This window comes from Tranquillimonas rosea, assembly GCF_900111315.1.
Lineage (GTDB): Bacteria > Pseudomonadota > Alphaproteobacteria > Rhodobacterales > Rhodobacteraceae > Tranquillimonas > Tranquillimonas rosea.
The window spans coordinates 229481-245624 of the sequence record NZ_FOGU01000006.1 but is presented as its reverse complement, the minus strand read 5'-3'; the positions used below and the strand labels follow the sequence as shown (position 1 = coordinate 245624).

The following is a 16144-nucleotide window of genomic DNA, read 5'->3' as shown; positions in this document are numbered from 1 at the left end:
TGCCGCGGTGCGGCCATCGAAAACTTCCGTTTTCTGGATGCCGCGTTGCAGCAAGTGCAAGGCTCGTCGGGGCGTCTTGGCCGTGGCGCCCCGCGCCGTTACTGCCACATGCACTTGTCGCGGAAGACGTAGGCCGGGATCCCGGCGCGCGTGATGCCGAGCTTGGCCAGCTGCGCATCGTCCATCGCGTGCAGGCGCTCCAGTTCGTCGGTGCGCGAGATGCGGGCGAAGTAGGCTGCCGCATACGCCTCGACGGCCGCGGCGAACCGTTGCGCGGTCTGGCGCACGACGCTGCCATGCGCAACGGTGTGGTTCGTGAAGGTGATGGAAGTCATTGGTCGAGTCTTTCATGTCCGTGCGTGTTACCCTCGGATCGAAGACATAGGGATCAGGGAGGTCCGACCCCACAGACATCTGCGGGATCCCGCGATGCGCCGCGTGCAACGCTTTGCACCGCGGTATCGCTCTCAGAACATGAAGTATCGCTGCGCCATCGGCAGGACGTCCGCCGGCTCGCAGGTCAGAAGCTCGCCATCGGCGCGGACCTCGTAGGTCTCGGGGTTCACGTCGATCTCGGGCAGAGCGTCGTTGAGCACCATGTCGCGCTTGGAGATGCCGCGCGTGCCGGTAACCGGGACCGTCTGTTTCGCAAGCCCCAGCGCGGCGCCCACTCCGGCCTCGTCCGCCGACTTGCTGACGAACAGCACGGCCGAATTCTCGACCGCGCGCCCCATCGCGCCGAACATCGGCCGCGAATAGACCGGCTGCGGCGTCGGGATCGAGGCGTTGGGATCGCCCATCTGCGACAGCGCGATGGTGCCGCCGACCAGAACCATCTCGGGCTTGACCCCGAAGAACGCCGGCGACCAAAGGCACAGGTCTGCCCGCTTGCCTGGCTCGATCGAACCGATCTCGGCCGACATCCCGTGCGCGACGGCCGGGTTGATGGTGTATTTCGCGATGTAGCGGCGGACGCGCAGGTTGTCGTTGTCGCCCTGCTCTTCCGCCAGGCGCCCGCGCTGTTTCTTCATCTTGTCGGCGGTCTGCCAGGTGCGCAGCAGCACCTCGCCCACGCGGCCCATCGCCTGACTGTCGGACGCGATGATCGAGAACGCGCCCATGTCGTGCAGGATATCCTCGGCCGCGATCGTCTCGCGGCGGATGCGGCTTTCGGCAAAGGCGACATCCTCTGGGATCGACTTGTCGAGGTGGTGGCAGACCATGAGCATGTCGAGATGCTCTTCCAGCGTGTTCGCGGTGAACGGGCGCGTGGGATTGGTCGAGGACGGGATCACGTGTTCCAGCCCGCAGACCTTGATGATGTCGGGCGCGTGCCCCCCGCCCGCCCCCTCGGTATGGAAGGCGTGGATCGTCCGGCCCTTCATCGCGGCGACTGTGTTCTCGACGAAGCCGGACTCGTTCAGCGTGTCGGTATGGATCATCACCTGCACGTCCCACTCGTCGGCCACCGACAGGCAATTGTCGATCGCGCCCGGCGTCGTGCCCCAGTCCTCGTGCAGCTTCAGCGCCGCCGCCCCGGCGTGCACCTGCTCGACCAGGGCGTCGGGGGTCGAGGCGTTGCCCTTGCCCGACAGGGCGATGTTGACCGGCACAGCGTCCATCGCCTGCAGGATGCGCGCGATGTGCCAGGGACCCGGCGTGCAGGTCGTGGCGAGCGTGCCGTGCGCCGGTCCAGTGCCGCCCCCCAGCATCGTGGTCACGCCGGAATGGAGCGCGTCTTCGATCTGCTGCGGGCAGATCCAGTGGATGTGGCTGTCAAAGCCCCCGGCGGTGAGGATGCGCCCCTCGGCAGCGATGATCTCGGTGCCCGGCCCGACGATCACGTCTACGCCGGGCTGGGTGTCGGGATTGCCGGCCTTGCCGATCTTCTCGATCCGGCCGTTCCGCAGCCCGACATCCGCCTTGTAGATGCCGGTCACGTCGACGATCAGCGCGTTGGTGATCACCGTGTCCATCGCCCCGTCGGCGCGGCTCACCTGGCTCTGGCCCATGCCGTCGCGGATCACCTTGCCGCCACCGAACTTCACCTCTTCGCCGTAGGTGGTGCAGTCGCGCTCGACCTCGACGATCAGGTCGGTGTCGGCCAGCCGCACCCGGTCGCCCGTGGTGGGGCCGTACATGTCGGCATAGGTGGCGCGGGAAATCGTGGCGGGCATCGGCGGGGGCTCCGTTGTCGTGCGTCAGGCGCAGACTGCGCAAAGCCGACCGCGGCAGACAAGGCGTGCCCCGCCCCGGAGCGCCGGAATGGCCGGTTTCCGGAGCGGGGCGCCCATTTTTTCAGCAGCGCCGCCGGCGCCGCTACCGCATCGCCTGCAGCGCGGTATTCCGCTGCACGGTGAGATCCTCCATGCAGGACCAGTAGAACATCGCCGCCGCGCTGCCGCCGGACGAGAGCTCAGGCTCGCAGGCCGCATCGCGGCGTTGCAGCCACGCGCGCTGTTCCTGCAGCAGTTGCGGCCCGGTGCCGCGCGCGTCGGCCGCCGGCTTGACCATGGACCACAGACGGTTCAGCTCGCGATCCGCCGCCTCCCAGCGGGCCTTGGTGCAGAAGTTGATATCGATCTGGGTGGCGCCGGGGCAGTACCCCTGCGCCGCCCCGAAAGCGGGAAGTGCGGCGAGAAAGGCCGCGAGCGCTAGAAATTTCATGTCGTTCCTCAAATCGGTCTGTCTGAAAACAGGGGAACGATAGCATGGTCGAGTGGAGCCCCGCAGTGCTTTATCGCTTGCGGCGCCCGGACAGCCGCCGCTGGTTCGACGCCGCCCGCCGCGAGATCGGCGCAAGCCAGGCCGAGGTGACCTGATCGGGCCGCTTGCCCGACAGGGCGGCCCCCCACGCTGCCGTCGCGGCCTTCGCGAAGGCGGTGGACTTTTCACTCACCATGCGGTCGTTCTCACCGGCCGTGACGGGCCAGAGACCGGCCATGCCCAACATGCGCATGCCGATCACGGTCTGCGCGTTCAGCATCATGGTGGCCATCTTGGTCTGGAGAACCCAGTAGTCGTGGATCGTGTGGGGACGCGGCATCGTCAGGCTCCTCGGCTGTGACCGACCTCAATGCCGCAGTGCGGAAAGCGTTCCGCCTAGAGCGCGCCCATGACCTTCTGATTGAAGCCAACGACCCGGCGACCGCCGCGATAGGGCACGAGCCGGACTTCGCGCCGCTGGCCCGGCTCGAACCGCACCGCCGTGCCCGCCGCGATGTCGAGCCGCATGCCGGTCGCCGCCGCGCGGTCGAACTCCAGCGCGGCGTTCGCCTCGGCGAAATGGTAGTGGCTGCCCACCTGCACGGGCCGGTCGCCGGTATTGGCCACCTCCAGCGTCACTGGGTCGAGGCCCGCGTTCAATTCGATCTCGCCCGGGGCCGTCATCACTTCGCCTGGAATCATCCTGTCGCTCCCGCCTGTTGTCGTGGATCCGGTCCGCTCACCGGATCGGGTGATGCACGGTGACCAGCTTGGTGCCGTCGGGGAAGGTCGCCTCGACCTGCACCGACTCGATCATCTCGGGCACACCCTCCATGCACTGCTCGGCGGCGACGACCTGCGCCCCGGCGGACATCAGGTCGGACACCGCGCGCCCGTCGCGCGCGCCCTCGACCACGTAATCGGTGATCAGCGCGATCGCTTCGGGGTGGTTCAGCTTCACCCCACGCTCAAGTCGCCCGCGCGCCACCATCGCGGCCACGCTGACCATGAGCTTGTCCTTTTCCCTAGGCGTCAGGTTCATCGCCGTTCCTCGTCATCCTTGCCAGACGCGCGGCAGCGGTCCGCCGCGCAGGTGTTGCAGCCATTGCGCCACCGCGCGGCGCATCTCGAATCCGTCTCCGGCCACGGCCCGGATCAGCGTCCGTCCGTTCCAGCCCGAGACCGCCCATCGCACGCCCTCCGGAGCGGTCAGGGCGCGCAGGCCGTGTGCGGCATCCTCGGCACCGGGCCCGACCAGGGCAACCGTCGCCAGCGCGCGTGCCCCGCCCAGCAAGGCCGGACCGTCGTCCGACAGAACATCCGGAGCAAGCCTGACCGGGTCGGCAAAGACCGGGATGCCGTTCCGCAGGACGCGCCGGCTGTCGAAGAGGGCCAGCCGCCCGACGGTCTCGCCCATCGCCGCACGGCCAAGGACCAGCGTCTCGGCCAAGAGGCAGGTCGCATCGCCTGACAGCGCGATTTCGGTCCGCCGCGTCAGCGCGGCACCGTCGTAGAGGATCGTCTCCTGCGGCAACCAGTCGAGCCGCCCGCCCGCAGCCACCTCGGCGCCGACCGAGACCTCGGCCGAAGGCCCCCCGCCCGCGTCATAGGCCCGCTCGGCGGTCTGGGTCGTCGCCGTGACCACACCGCCCTGCGGCACCGTCATCCGGTATTCCAGCCGGTCGCCCGATGTCAGGCCGCCGGCGGTGTTGAGAAACACGACCTCGGGCACCGCCCGGTGGGTGGACGGCAGGAACGCCTTGGCCGACCCTGCCTGATCCAGTTGCGACAGCCGGCACGATCCGTCCGCACGGGACGAGAACCCCACGGCCGCGCGGCCGCGGACCCGTTGCATCGTCTGTGATCCGGTGTCGTCGAACATGGGCATCCTTTCGCGGCCCCACGCTAGGCACCGCGCCGGGGGGCGCAACGGGCGGCGGGACGATTGCGGAAGAATCTTCGGCACCTTCGCCCGCGACGCCCAAAAATTGGGCAGCCGTTCCCGCACGGAGATGACCACTGGTCACGCGCGCCCGGATTGTGTAGCGCCCTCGGCGACACCGACCGAACTCACGAACCGGCTCCCGGCCCGGGCGGGCCACCGGATCACCAGCAAGGGGATGGGCGCATGACGGCGACCGCAGAGAGAACCGAGATCGCGCGGCTCAGCGCAGGGATGCTGCTGGAGGTCGGCGCGGTTCACTTCAACGCGCGCGAACCGTTCACCCTGGCCTCGGGCCTGCCCTCGCCCACCTATGTCGACTGTCGGAAACTGATCTCGTTCCCGCGCATCCGCGCGACACTGATGGACTTCCTCGCCGCCACCGTGTCGCGCGAGGCCGGGTACGAGGCGTTCGACGTGATCGCCGGGGGCGAGACCGCCGGCATACCCTTTGCCGCGATGGTCGCCGAGCGGCTCGGCCTGCCGATGGCCTATATCCGCAAGAAGCCCAAGGGTTACGGCCGCAACGCCCGGATCGAGGGCGTCGTGGGCGACGGCGACCGGGTGCTGCTGGTCGAGGACCTGGCGACCGACGGCGGCTCCAAGCTGTCCTTCGTCGACGCGATCCGCGAGGCGGGCGGAGAATGCGGGCATACCGCCGTCATCTTCTCCTACGGGATTTTCCCGGATACCGACGACATCCTGGGCGGTCACGGCGTCCGGCTGCACGGCCTGTGCACCTGGCACGATGTCCTGGCCGAGGCCCGGCGGCGCGAGAGCTTCGATTCCGAGACGCTGGACGAGGTAGCGAGCTTCCTGGACGACCCGCGCGCCTGGCAGGAGGCGAACCGCCGCGCGTAACTCGCCCGGCACGGAGCCGCTGGCCGGCCGGCCCCGCCGGCCGCCAGATGTTGACCCGATGCACGGATTGGCCGCAAGATGCGGACGTTGGGCACTTATCCACAGGCCGCCCACAAAAACATACAATTTGCCGCGGACGCCCCGGCGCGGATAAGAGGTGGCCCTGAGCAGAACAGAGGTGGGCAATGACGGACCTGGCGCAGTTTCCAGCCAAGGGCATGGCCGTGGCGGGCCAGAGCGAGGGCACCGGCGGCGATGGCGAAACCCTCCCGCACAATATCGAGGCCGAGCAGCAGCTCCTGGGCGCGATCCTGACGAACAACGACGTCTACGACCGCGTGGCCAGCACGATCTCGGGCGCGCATTTCTACGAACCCGTCCACGGCCGCATCTACGAGGTCGCGGCCTCGCGGATCGCCAAGAACGCCCTCGCCTCGCCGGTCACGCTGAAAGCGTTTCTCGAGGACGACCCCGCCCTGGCCGAGCTGGGCGGCCCGCAATACCTCGTCCGCCTTGCCCACGCCGCCATCTCGTCCTTCGCGGCGCGCGACTATGCGCAGATGATCTATGACCTTGCGATCCGGCGGGAACTGATCGCGCTTGGCCGCGACATCTCGTCGAAGGCGGCCAAGGTCGACATCGAGAGCGAACCCAAGGAACAGATCGTCGAGGCCGAGCAGCGGCTCTACAAGCTGGCCGAGGCCGGACAGGCTAGCCAGGGCTTCCAGTCGTTTCTGCGCGCGGTCACCGACGCCGTGAACGTCGCCAACGCCGCCTACCAGCGGGACGGCGGGCTGGCCGGGGTGTCGACCGGGCTCGTCGACATGGACAAGAAGCTCGGCGGTCTGCACCAGTCGGACCTGCTGATCCTTGCCGGGCGCCCGTCGATGGGCAAGACGTCGCTGGCCACCAACATCGCCTTCAATATTGCCAAGGCCTACCGCCGCGGCAAGAAGCACGACGGCAACGAGGGCGCCATCGACGGCGGCGTGGTCGGGTTCTTCAGCCTCGAGATGTCGGCCGAACAGCTGGCGGCACGTATCCTGTCCGAGGCGTCCGAGGTGCCGTCCGAGCAGATCCGGCGCGGCGACATGACCGAGGAAGAGTTCCGCCGCTTCGTCGAGGCGGCGAAGGCGCTGGAGGCCTGCCCGCTGTATATCGACGACACCCCGGCGCTGCCGATCAGCCAGCTTGCCGCCCGCGCCCGCAAGCTCAAGCGCGAGCACGGTCTGGACGCGGTCTTCGTCGACTACCTGCAGCTGGTCCGCCCTGCCTCGGCGAAGGACAGCCGCGTCAACGAGGTCTCGGAGATCACCCAGGGCCTCAAGGCCATCGCCAAGGAGCTCGACGTGCCCGTCGTGGCCCTGTCACAGCTGTCACGCCAGGTCGAGTCGCGCGAGGACAAGCGCCCGCAGCTGTCCGACCTGCGTGAATCGGGCTCGATCGAGCAGGACGCAGACGTTGTGATGTTCGTGTTCCGCGAGGAATACTACGTCGAACGGGAAAAGCCCGGCGACGACCAGCTCGACAAGATGGCCGAATGGCAGGCCCGGATGGAGAAGCTGCACGGCAAGGCCGAGGTCATCATCGGCAAGCAGCGTCACGGCCCCATCGGCACCGTCGACCTGGCCTTCGAGGGCCGCTTCACCCGCTTCGGCAACCTTGTGAAACCGTGGCAGGCCGGCGGCGGCGACTTCGGCTGACGGTTCCGGCACCGGAGAGACGCGCGGCGCCCGATTCCGGACGCCGTCGCGCCCCGGATGCCCAAGAGTGAGGCAGACGCCTCAAATTCGCGTGTAGATTGTATTGAAGCTGGACAACGGCGCGTCCGCTCCGGATCTTCAAGCATGCGTTGCATCGCGCTCTTCATTCTCTCTGCCCTCGCGCTGGCCGCTCCGGCGCGGGCGCAGCCCGTGGAGGTCGATGTCGAGCTCGTCCTGATGGTCGATGTCTCGCGGTCGATGTCCCCGCGCGAGATGGAGATACAGCGCCGCGGCTATGCCGACGCGCTGCGCAGCGACGAGGTGGTCGATGCCATCGGCTCGGGCCTGATCGGACAGGTCGCCGTCACCTTCATCGAATGGGCGGGCGCACATTCCCAGAATACCATCATCGACTGGCGCCTGCTGCGCACCCGCGCGGATGCCGAGGCCTTCGCCGACGACCTGCGCATCGGCGTGGGCCGGGCCTTGCGACGCACCTCGATCTCGGGCGCGCTGGCCCATGGCTCGGCAAGCCTTGCGGGCAACGGCTATGCGGGGTTGCGACGCGTCATCGACATCTCGGGCGACGGGCCGAACAACACCGGCCCCCTGGTCACCGACGCCCGCGACGCGGTTGTTGGCAGCGGCATCGTCGTCAACGGCCTTCCGCTGATGACGCAGGAGGGCACCGGCAGCCGCTGGCACCTCGCCGACCTCGATCTCTACTACGAGGCCTGCGTGATCGGTGGTCCCGGCGCCTTCGTGATCCCGGTGACCGACTGGGACGATTTCGCCGGGGCGGTCCGGCGCAAGCTGGTGCTCGAACTCGTGGGCCGCGATCCGATGATCGTTCCGGCCCAGTTCGAGGGATACGAGACGCCCTCCTACGACTGTCTTGCCGGCGAAAAGATGTGGCGCCGCAGCTTCGGTCGCGACAACTTTCGCTGACGCCCGACAGGTTGCCGCGGGGTGGGCCGCCGAACCGTCGCGGCGGCCCTTGACCGCCACCGTCTCTCTGTCAAAAGAGCGCCATGGGTACCGGGCATCTACAGATCGATCTCGACGCGCTCGTCGCGAACTGGAAGGCGTTGGACGCCGCCAGCGGAGCGCAGGTTGAAACCGCGGCGACGGTCAAGGCCGACGGCTATGGGCTGGGCGTCGGAAAGGTGGCGCGCGCATTGTCCCGCGCCGGCGTGAACCGCTTCTTCATCGCCGTGGCCGAGGAAGGCGCCGCCATGCGCGAGGCGCTGGGGCCGAGCCCCGAGATCTTCGTCTATTCCGGCCACATGCCGGGCGACTCGGACATGATCGGCGACCTGCACCTGACGCCGATGCTCAATTCGATCGAGCAACTGACGCGCCACTTCGAGGCGCTGCCGGGTCATCCGTTCGGCGTGCAGCTCGACTCGGGCATGAACCGGCTGGGCCTGGAGCCCGCGGAATGGGCCGCCGCACGCCCCATCGTCGAGGCGCAGGGCCCCGCGCTGCTGCAATCGCACCTCGCCTGCGCGGACGAGCCCGACAGCGAGATGAATCGCGCGCAGCTTCAGCAGTTCATCGAGATGACCGAAGGCATGAACACGCCCCGATCGATCGCCGCGACGGGCGGCATCCTGCTGGGGCCGGACTACCATCTCGAGATGACGCGCCCCGGCATCGGTCTCTATGGCGGCGCGCCGTTCGACGACGCCCACCCGGTCGCGCATCTCTCGCTTCCGGTGATCCAGACGCGCGACGTCGAACCGGGCGAGCCGGTGGGCTACGGCTGCACCTGGACCGCCGAGGAGCCGACCCGCGTGGCGACCGTTTCGGGCGGCTATGCGGACGGCATCATCCGGGCGATGGGCAACAAGGCGGTGCTGTTCGACGGCGACGTGCCCTGCCCCCTCGTCGGCCGCGTATCGATGGACCTGCTGACCATCGACATCACCCATCTCGACCACGTGCCCAGCCATCTCGACTTGCTGTGCGAGCATCAGACCGTCGACGACATCGCGGATGTCGCGGGCACCATCGGATACGAGATCCTCACCTCCCTCGGGGCGCGCTATGCGCGGCGCTATTCCGGCGGCCAGGGATGAGCTGGCTGGCGCGGCTCGGCCGGGCCGTCATAGGGGTTTTGGCCGCGATCGGCCGGGTGGCGATCTTTGCCGGCGCGGCCATCGGGCACATCGTGCGGCCGCCCTTCTATTTCCGTGAGTTCGGCCACGCGCTTCTGGCGATCGGCTATTTCAGCCTGCCCGTCGTGGGCCTGACCGCGTTCTTCACCGGGGGCGCGCTGGCGCTGCAGATCTATGCCGGCGGCGCGCGGTTCTCGGCCGAGTCGGTCGTCCCCTCGATCGTCGCCATCGGCATGGTGCGCGAGTTGGGCCCCGTCCTGGGCGGGCTGATGGTCGCGGGCCGGGTCGCCGCCGCCATCGCCGCCGAGATCGGCACGATGAAGGTGACCGAGCAGATCGACGCGCTGGTCACGCTCTCGACCAACCCGATGAAATACCTGACCGCGCCTCGGGTGCTGGCCGCGACGCTCGTCCTGCCGGTGCTCGTCGCGGTGGGCGATTCCATCGGCGTCTTGGGCGGTTTCGTCGTGGGCGTGGCGCGGCTCGACTTCAACGCGCAGGCCTATCTCGAGAACACGGTCGACTTCCTCGAACTCTGGGACGTGCTGTCGGGTCTCGTGAAGGCGTCGGTGTTCGGCTTCATCGTCGCCCTCATGGGCTGCTATCACGGGATGAACTCCGGCCGCGGCGCGCAGGGCGTCGGCCGCGCCACCACCAACGCCGTCGTCAGCGCCAGCGTCCTGATCCTGGCGGCGAACTTCCTGCTGACCGAGGCGTTCTTCTCGGCATGATCGAGCTGTCGGCCATCCACAAGAGCTTCGGCGGCACGCCGGTCCTGCGCGGCGTCACCCTGTCGGTTCCCAAGGGCGAAAGCTGCGTCATCATCGGCGGATCGGGCACGGGCAAGTCTGTGACCATAAAGTGCGTGCTTGGCCTCGCGATGCCGGATTCGGGCACCATCCGCGTAGACGGACAGGATGTCACCCGCACGGACCGCGACGCCTTCCTCGCGCGCTTCGGGATGCTGTTCCAGGGCGCCGCGCTGTTCGATTCGATGCCGGTCTGGCAGAACGTCGCCTTCCGCCTGCTGCGCGGCACGCTCAAGCGCCCGCGTCGCGAGGCCCGCGAGATCGCGATCGAGAAACTGCGCCGGGTCGGGCTGCGTCCGGATGTGGCGGACCTGTATCCGGCGGAATTGTCCGGCGGCATGCAAAAGCGGGTCGGCCTTGCCCGCGCAATCGCCGCCGAGCCTCAGATCATCTTCTTCGACGAACCGACGACCGGGCTCGACCCGATCATGGCGGGCGTCATCAACGACCTGATCCGCGAGATCGTGACCGAGATGGGCGTGACCGCGGTGACCATCACGCACGACATGTCCAGCGTCCGCGCCATCGCCGACAGCGTGGCCATGCTGCATGACGGCGTGATCAAGTGGCACGGCCCGGTCAGCCGGCTTGACGACAGCGGAGACCCGTATCTCGACCAGTTCGTGAACGGCCGCGCAGAGGGCCCGATCGAGGCGGTCCGATAGGCCTAAACCGAACGATCTACCTCTAAATAGAGCCTATCGGGAACCATTTCCCGCTCATACGCTTTCTTGCGACAGGCAACAAATTGCCCACCAAGCAATAGCGGGGGAAGAAAATGGCTCATCAGCATCGCCAGCCCGGCCAGTCACTGCGCTCGCAAGGCCTTTGGATCGCGAGCCTTATACTGATTCTCATTGCGGCTGGGGCCGTCGCAACATGTATTTTCGCCGGATTGGGCATGATGCCCTGGCTGAACCTGCCCCTGACCTTTGGTGATACCACCTTCCCGCAGGCCGGAATCGTCGTCCAGACGGGGATCGCGGCCTTCCTCGTTCTGATGACCACCTTCGTCGCGCCAAGCCATCGCGTCTCCGCGCTCGAGCGCAGTCACCGAGACTTTGCCATCACCATGAGCGACGTCGCCGAGGCCTACCGCGTCTGCCACGCGGCCGACCGCGCTGACGCCTTCACCATGTCGGAACAGTTCGATCAGGTGAAGGAGCGCATCCAGTTCCTGCGCCGCCATCCCGACCTGGGCAATCTCGAGCCCGAGGTAATGGAGGCCGCCGCCGAGATGAGCACCGTGAGCCACGAGCTGGCCGAAACCTATTCGGACGAGAACGTGACCCGCGCGGAACGCTTCCTAAAATCGCGCCAGGAAGAGATCGAGACCTTCCAGGCTCGCATCGAGAACGCGACCGCCCAGGCGCACCGCTTGCGCCGCTGGCTCGACCAGGTCGAAATGGAAGAGGCGACCGCCGAGAGCCAGCTGCGCCAACTCGAGGAACAGCTTGGCGACACGCTGGAATACCTCGGCTTCACCCGGCGCCAGTGCGGGGGCGACGACAGCGCCGCGGTCATCAAGCTGCCCCACGTCACGGCGGCCGAGTAACGCCCGCTTGTCGGCCCGCGCCTCCTGAGGCACAAGGCGGCGATGGCCAAGACGCTCGACTACGTGTGCACCGCTTGCGGCGCCCGCCACGCCAAGTGGTCCGGGCGCTGCGATTCCTGCGGCGCCTGGAACACCATACAGGAAGAGAAACCGCTCAGCTCGGGCCCCGGCGGCAAGACGCTGGGCGCGGTGCGCGGAACTCCCCTAACTCTCGTGGATCTCGCCACGGCCGAAACGCCCCCGCCCCGCACCAGTTCAGGCATCGCCGAACTGGACAGGGTGCTGGGCGGCGGGCTCGTTCCGGCCTCGGCCATCCTCGTCGGCGGCGATCCCGGCATCGGCAAATCGACCCTTCTTCTTCAGGCGGCGGCGAGCTTTGCGCGCGGCGGCCTCGACGCGGTCTACGTCTCGGGCGAAGAGGCCAGTGCGCAGGTCCGCATGCGCGCCCAACGGCTCGGCCTGGCCGACGCCCCCGTCCGACTGGCCGCCGCGACCAACCTGCGCGACATCCTCACCACGCTCGAGGCCGAAAAGCCCGACATCGCGATCATCGACTCGGTTCAGACCATGTGGTCCGACCAGGTCGACAGCGCGCCGGGCTCGGTCGCGCAGGTCCGCGCCGCCGCGCACGAGCTGACGAGCTTCGCCAAGCGCAACAACATGGCCGTCGTGCTTGTCGGCCACGTCACCAAGGAGGGTCAGATCGCCGGGCCCCGCGTGGTCGAGCACATGGTCGACACGGTACTCTATTTCGAGGGCGAGCGCGGGCACCAGTTCCGCATCCTGCGCGCGGTCAAGAACCGCTTCGGCCCCGCCGACGAGATCGGCGTGTTCGAGATGACCGGCGGCGGCCTGTCCGAGGTCGCGAATCCCTCGGCCCTGTTCCTGAGCGACCGCGAGGATCCCGCGCCCGGCTCGGCGGTATTCGCCGGGATCGAGGGCACGCGGCCGGTTCTCTGCGAGTTCCAGGCCCTCGTCGCGCCCACCCCGCACAGCCAGCCGCGCCGCTCCACCGTCGGGTGGGACGGCGGGCGGCTGGCGATGATCCTGGCCGTGCTGGAATCGCGCTGCGGCATCCCGTTCGCCGGACTCGACGTCTATCTCAACGTCGCCGGCGGCCTGCGCATCAGCGATCCCGCCGCCGACCTCGCCGTGGCCTGCGCCCTGTTGTCCGCGCGCGAGGATGCCGCCCTGCCCCCGCAGGCGGTCGTCTTCGGCGAGATCTCACTGTCCGGGGCGCTCCGGCCCGCGGGTCAGACCGAAAACCGGTTGAAAGAGGCGCAGAAACTTGGTTTCACCAGCGCAATCGTCCCAGCGCGCAGCAAGACCGGTCCCGGCACCGATCTGACCCTGCGCCCGCACGCCGATCTGGCGGCTCTGGTGGGCGACATGTTCGGGGCGGGTTGAAGGCAGACGCTGATGGAAGGTTTCACTGTCGTCGACGGCATCGTGGCTGCCGTGATCGTCATATCGGCGATCCTTGCCTATTCGCGGGGGTTCGTGCGCGAGGCGATGTCCATCGCCGGCTGGATCGCCGCGGCGATCGTGGCCTTCATCTTCGCTCCCACCGTCGAACCGCTGATGACCGAACTTCCCGTGATCGGGGGCTTCCTCGGCGACTCGTGCGAGCTTTCGATCATTGCCGCCTTCGCGGCGGTCTTCGCCGTGGCGCTGGTCATCGTGTCGCTGTTCACGCCGCTGTTCTCGTCCGCCGTCCGCGACAGCGCCCTCGGCGGGCTGGACCAGGGGCTCGGCTTCCTGTTCGGCGCGGCGCGGGGCATCCTGCTCGTCGCGGTGGCCTTCGTGGTCTACGACCGCGTCGTGACGACAGACGGGGTCGAGTCGGTGGACAACAGCCGCACCGCCACCATCTTCGCGCGAAGCCAGGACACCATCGACGAACAGATTCCCGAAGACGCGCCGGGCTGGATCGTGCGCCGCTACGAGCAGCTGGTGAGCAGCTGCGAAATCTGATCGCGCTCGCGCGGTATCGTGACGTTATCGTTTCGTGACATTCCCGCGCCGAGCCGGTAACAGGGGCGCGTTCCTTCAGCGCCCCGCAACCGGAAGCTGCCCAGTGACCTCTGACATCACCGAATCCGAAAAGACCCTGCCCTGGGACGACGACGCCCTGCACGAAGAGTGCGGCGTGTTCGGCGTGACCGGCGTCGCCGAGGCCGCGAACTTCGTCGCGCTCGGCCTGCACGCCCTGCAACACCGCGGGCAGGAGGCCGGTGGCATCGTCAGCCACGACCCCGAGCACGGCTTCAACTCAGCCCGCCGCTTCGGCTACGTCCGCGACCACTTCACCAAGGCCTCGCTGATGGAAACCCTGCCGGGGCCGCTGGCGATCGGTCACGTGCGCTATTCGACCTCCGGCTCGAAGGGCAACACGCAGCTGCGCGACGTGCAGCCGTTCTTCGGCGAGTTCTCGTTAGGCGGCGCGGCCATCGCCCACAACGGCAACATCACAAACGCCGAGGCGCTGCGGCGCGAACTGATCGACGCCGGTTCGATCTTCCAGTCCTCGTCCGACAGCGAATGCATCATTCACCTCATGGCACGCTCGCTGCAGCGCAAGGTGCCCGACCGGATGATGGACGCCCTGCGCCGGGTCGAGGGCGCGTTCTCGATCGTCGCCATGACCCGGACCAAGCTGATCGGCGTGCGCGATCCGCTGGGCGTGCGGCCGCTGGTGCTTGGCCGGATCTCCGAGGGCGTCTATGCACTCAGCTCCGAGACCTGCGCGCTCGACATCATCGGTGCCGAGTTCGTGCGCGAGGTCGAACCGGGCGAGATGGTCGTCGTCGAGAACGGCGAGCTTCAGAGCCACCGCCCCTTCCGCCAAGAGCGGCCCCGGTTCTGCATCTTCGAGCATGTCTACTTCTCGCGCCCCGATTCGATTCTCGGCGGCCGCTCCGTCTACGAGACGCGGCGCCAGATCGGCGTGGAACTGGCGCGCGAGGCCCCGGCCGAGGCCGACCTCGTCTGCCCCGTGCCCGACAGCGGCACGCCTGCCGCGATCGGCTTCAGCCAGGAAAGCGGCATCCCCTACGCGATGGGCATCATCCGGAACCAGTACATGGGCCGGACCTTCATCGAACCGACCGAGCAGATCCGGAACATGGGCGTGCGGCTCAAGCTGAACGTCAACCGCGCCCTGATCCGCGGCAAGCGGGTGATCCTTGTCGACGACAGCGTCGTGCGCGGCACCACCAGCCGCAAGATCAAGGAGATGATCCTGGATGCCGGCGCGGCCGAGGTGCATTTCCGCATCGCCTCGCCCCCGACGGCGTGGCCCTGCTTCTATGGCGTCGACACGCCCAACCGGGACAAGCTGCTGGCCGCGAGCATGACCGAGGAAGAGATGCGCGCGCATCTTCAGGTCGACTCGCTGCGCTTCATCACCCTTAACGGGCTCTACCGCGCCGTGGGCGAGGCCGATGGCCGCGATGCCACGTGCCCGCAATACTGCGATGCCTGTTTCTCGGGCGACTATCCCGTCACGCCCACCGACCAGATCGAGAAGGGCTTCGCGCTGAAGGCGGCCGAGTGACGCTGCGCTACCGTCCGCATCATTTTCTCTGTTCTCTGGGCTTTCGCGGCGCGGGCTATTCCGACGGATTCACCGCCAATATGGCCCGCATCGTCGGCGGTCTGCGCGCCCCCGGCGGCGAGGGCACGGTGATCGAGGTCACCGGCAGCGCCGACGGCATCTGCGGCCCCTGCCCCAAGCGCCGCGGCGCGGGCTGCGTCTCGCAGGACAAGATCGACCGTCTCGACGCCGCACATGGCAAAGCGCTCGGGGTGGCGCCGGGCGACCGGCTGAGCTGGGGCGAAGCGCGGCGCCGCATCCGCGACAACGTGCGCCCCGGAGATCTGGCCACGCTGTGCGCGGGCTGCCAGTGGCTGTCGCTGGGCTATTGCGAGGACGCGCTGGCCGAGCTGCACGCAGGCTAGGTGTCGGCCGGCCGCACGCCGTAGGTGCGGTACGCCTCGGCGCGAAGGTCCTGTTCGGTCTTGTCCGGAAAGGCGTGGTAGCTGGGCGCTCGGATCCTGGCGATCCGCGTCACGGTCACGACGATGACATGACGGATGGTGAACGCCTGCCCCGCCTTCGCCATCAACGGGGCCACGCGCGCCGCCCAGCCCGAATCCTCCGGCGACACGACCTCGGCCCGCCCGATCAGCTTGAAGCCCCGCTGCCGGAAGATGTCGACGAAGCTGACGCAGACATCCCCGTGCGCCTGCGCGTTCCGCACGCTCCCGGCCGAGGCGATGTCGGCGATCAGAACCCTGTCCGCGACGTCGAGGGCGAAGATCTCCTTGGGCGTGACCGACGGCACGCCGTCGCCGTCCACGGTCGCCAGCCAGCACAGGACCGAAGCGGCCGCCTCGTCGCGTACGGTGTCGTTGAACATGGCCCCACCTCCGGTCGGGACAAAGAA

19 protein-coding genes are annotated in these 16144 nt (G+C 68.2%); 11 read left to right on the top strand and 8 right to left on the bottom strand.

What is annotated here, in order from left to right:
- Window positions 1-98: 98 nt before the first annotated feature.
- The 7 genes from BMZ25_RS12160 to BMZ25_RS12130 form a co-directional block, all read right to left on the bottom strand.
- A complete protein-coding gene (locus BMZ25_RS12160; RefSeq protein ID WP_092693931.1) occupies window positions 99-335 on the bottom strand; it encodes a hypothetical protein in 237 nt (78 codons plus the stop codon).
- Window positions 336-467: 132 nt separating this feature from the next.
- On the bottom strand, window positions 468-2177 hold the full coding sequence (gene ureC, locus BMZ25_RS12155) for an urease subunit alpha (protein WP_092693929.1): 1710 nt from the start codon (window positions 2175-2177) through the stop codon (window positions 468-470).
- Window positions 2178-2319: 142 nt separating this feature from the next.
- Window positions 2320-2667 carry a lysozyme inhibitor LprI family protein gene (locus tag BMZ25_RS12150; RefSeq protein WP_092693927.1) on the bottom strand — a complete coding sequence of 116 codons (348 nt, stop codon included), beginning with the start codon at window positions 2665-2667 and terminating at the stop codon, window positions 2320-2322.
- Window positions 2668-2737: 70 nt separating this feature from the next.
- On the bottom strand, window positions 2738-3046 hold the full coding sequence (locus BMZ25_RS12145) for a hypothetical protein (protein WP_092693925.1): 309 nt from the start codon (window positions 3044-3046) through the stop codon (window positions 2738-2740).
- Window positions 3047-3102: 56 nt separating this feature from the next.
- A complete protein-coding gene (locus tag BMZ25_RS12140; RefSeq protein WP_092693923.1) occupies window positions 3103-3408 on the bottom strand; it encodes an urease subunit beta in 306 nt (101 codons plus the stop codon).
- 37 nt (window positions 3409-3445) lie between these two features.
- Window positions 3446-3748: an urease subunit gamma gene (locus tag BMZ25_RS12135; protein WP_092693921.1), complete on the bottom strand. Its 303-nt coding sequence runs from the start codon at window positions 3746-3748 to the stop codon at window positions 3446-3448.
- Window positions 3749-3760: 12 nt separating this feature from the next.
- On the bottom strand, window positions 3761-4588 hold the full coding sequence (locus BMZ25_RS12130; protein WP_092693919.1) for an urease accessory protein UreD: 828 nt from the start codon (window positions 4586-4588) through the stop codon (window positions 3761-3763).
- Window positions 4589-4834: 246 nt separating this feature from the next.
- Between BMZ25_RS12130 and BMZ25_RS12125 the strand changes: the two genes are divergently transcribed.
- The 11 genes from BMZ25_RS12125 to BMZ25_RS12075 all read left to right on the top strand — a co-directional run bounded on the left by BMZ25_RS12125 (window position 4835) and on the right by BMZ25_RS12075 (window position 15656).
- Window positions 4835-5509, top strand: a complete 675-nt coding sequence (locus BMZ25_RS12125; protein WP_092693917.1) for an orotate phosphoribosyltransferase — start codon at window positions 4835-4837, stop codon at window positions 5507-5509.
- Window positions 5510-5694: 185 nt separating this feature from the next.
- A complete protein-coding gene (locus tag BMZ25_RS12120; protein ID WP_092693915.1) occupies window positions 5695-7212 on the top strand; it encodes a replicative DNA helicase in 1518 nt (505 codons plus the stop codon).
- A gap of 144 nt (window positions 7213-7356) precedes the next feature.
- Window positions 7357-8160, top strand: a complete 804-nt coding sequence (locus BMZ25_RS12115) for a DUF1194 domain-containing protein (protein ID WP_092693913.1) — start codon at window positions 7357-7359, stop codon at window positions 8158-8160.
- 83 nt (window positions 8161-8243) lie between these two features.
- Window positions 8244-9293: an alanine racemase gene (alr, locus tag BMZ25_RS12110; protein WP_092693911.1), complete on the top strand. Its 1050-nt coding sequence runs from the start codon at window positions 8244-8246 to the stop codon at window positions 9291-9293.
- Complete coding sequence (locus BMZ25_RS12105) at window positions 9290-10063, top strand: MlaE family ABC transporter permease (protein ID WP_092693909.1); 774 nt, start codon at window positions 9290-9292, stop codon at window positions 10061-10063. Before alr ends, BMZ25_RS12105 begins: the two co-directional genes overlap by 4 nt.
- A complete protein-coding gene (locus BMZ25_RS12100; protein ID WP_092693907.1) occupies window positions 10060-10806 on the top strand; it encodes an ABC transporter ATP-binding protein in 747 nt (248 codons plus the stop codon). Before BMZ25_RS12105 ends, BMZ25_RS12100 begins: the two co-directional genes overlap by 4 nt.
- Window positions 10807-11042: 236 nt before the next feature.
- Window positions 11043-11696, top strand: a complete 654-nt coding sequence (locus tag BMZ25_RS12095; RefSeq protein ID WP_092693905.1) for a hypothetical protein — start codon at window positions 11043-11045, stop codon at window positions 11694-11696.
- A gap of 42 nt (window positions 11697-11738) precedes the next feature.
- A complete protein-coding gene (gene radA, locus BMZ25_RS12090; RefSeq protein ID WP_092693903.1) occupies window positions 11739-13103 on the top strand; it encodes a DNA repair protein RadA in 1365 nt (454 codons plus the stop codon).
- Between the two features lie 12 nt (window positions 13104-13115).
- Window positions 13116-13670: a CvpA family protein gene (locus BMZ25_RS12085; protein WP_092693901.1), complete on the top strand. Its 555-nt coding sequence runs from the start codon at window positions 13116-13118 to the stop codon at window positions 13668-13670.
- Window positions 13671-13773: 103 nt separating this feature from the next.
- Complete coding sequence (gene purF / locus BMZ25_RS12080; RefSeq protein ID WP_235859857.1) at window positions 13774-15252, top strand: amidophosphoribosyltransferase; 1479 nt, start codon at window positions 13774-13776, stop codon at window positions 15250-15252.
- Entirely contained in the window at window positions 15249-15656 is a 408-nt protein-coding gene (locus BMZ25_RS12075; RefSeq protein ID WP_235859856.1) for a DUF1284 domain-containing protein, read from the top strand. Before purF ends, BMZ25_RS12075 begins: the two co-directional genes overlap by 4 nt.
- Here BMZ25_RS12075 and BMZ25_RS12070 read toward each other — a convergent pair.
- Window positions 15653-16117 carry a pyridoxamine 5'-phosphate oxidase family protein gene (locus BMZ25_RS12070; RefSeq protein WP_092693899.1) on the bottom strand — a complete coding sequence of 155 codons (465 nt, stop codon included), beginning with the start codon at window positions 16115-16117 and terminating at the stop codon, window positions 15653-15655. The two genes, BMZ25_RS12075 and BMZ25_RS12070, sit on opposite strands and share 4 nt — an antisense overlap.
- Window positions 16118-16144 lie beyond the last annotated feature (27 nt).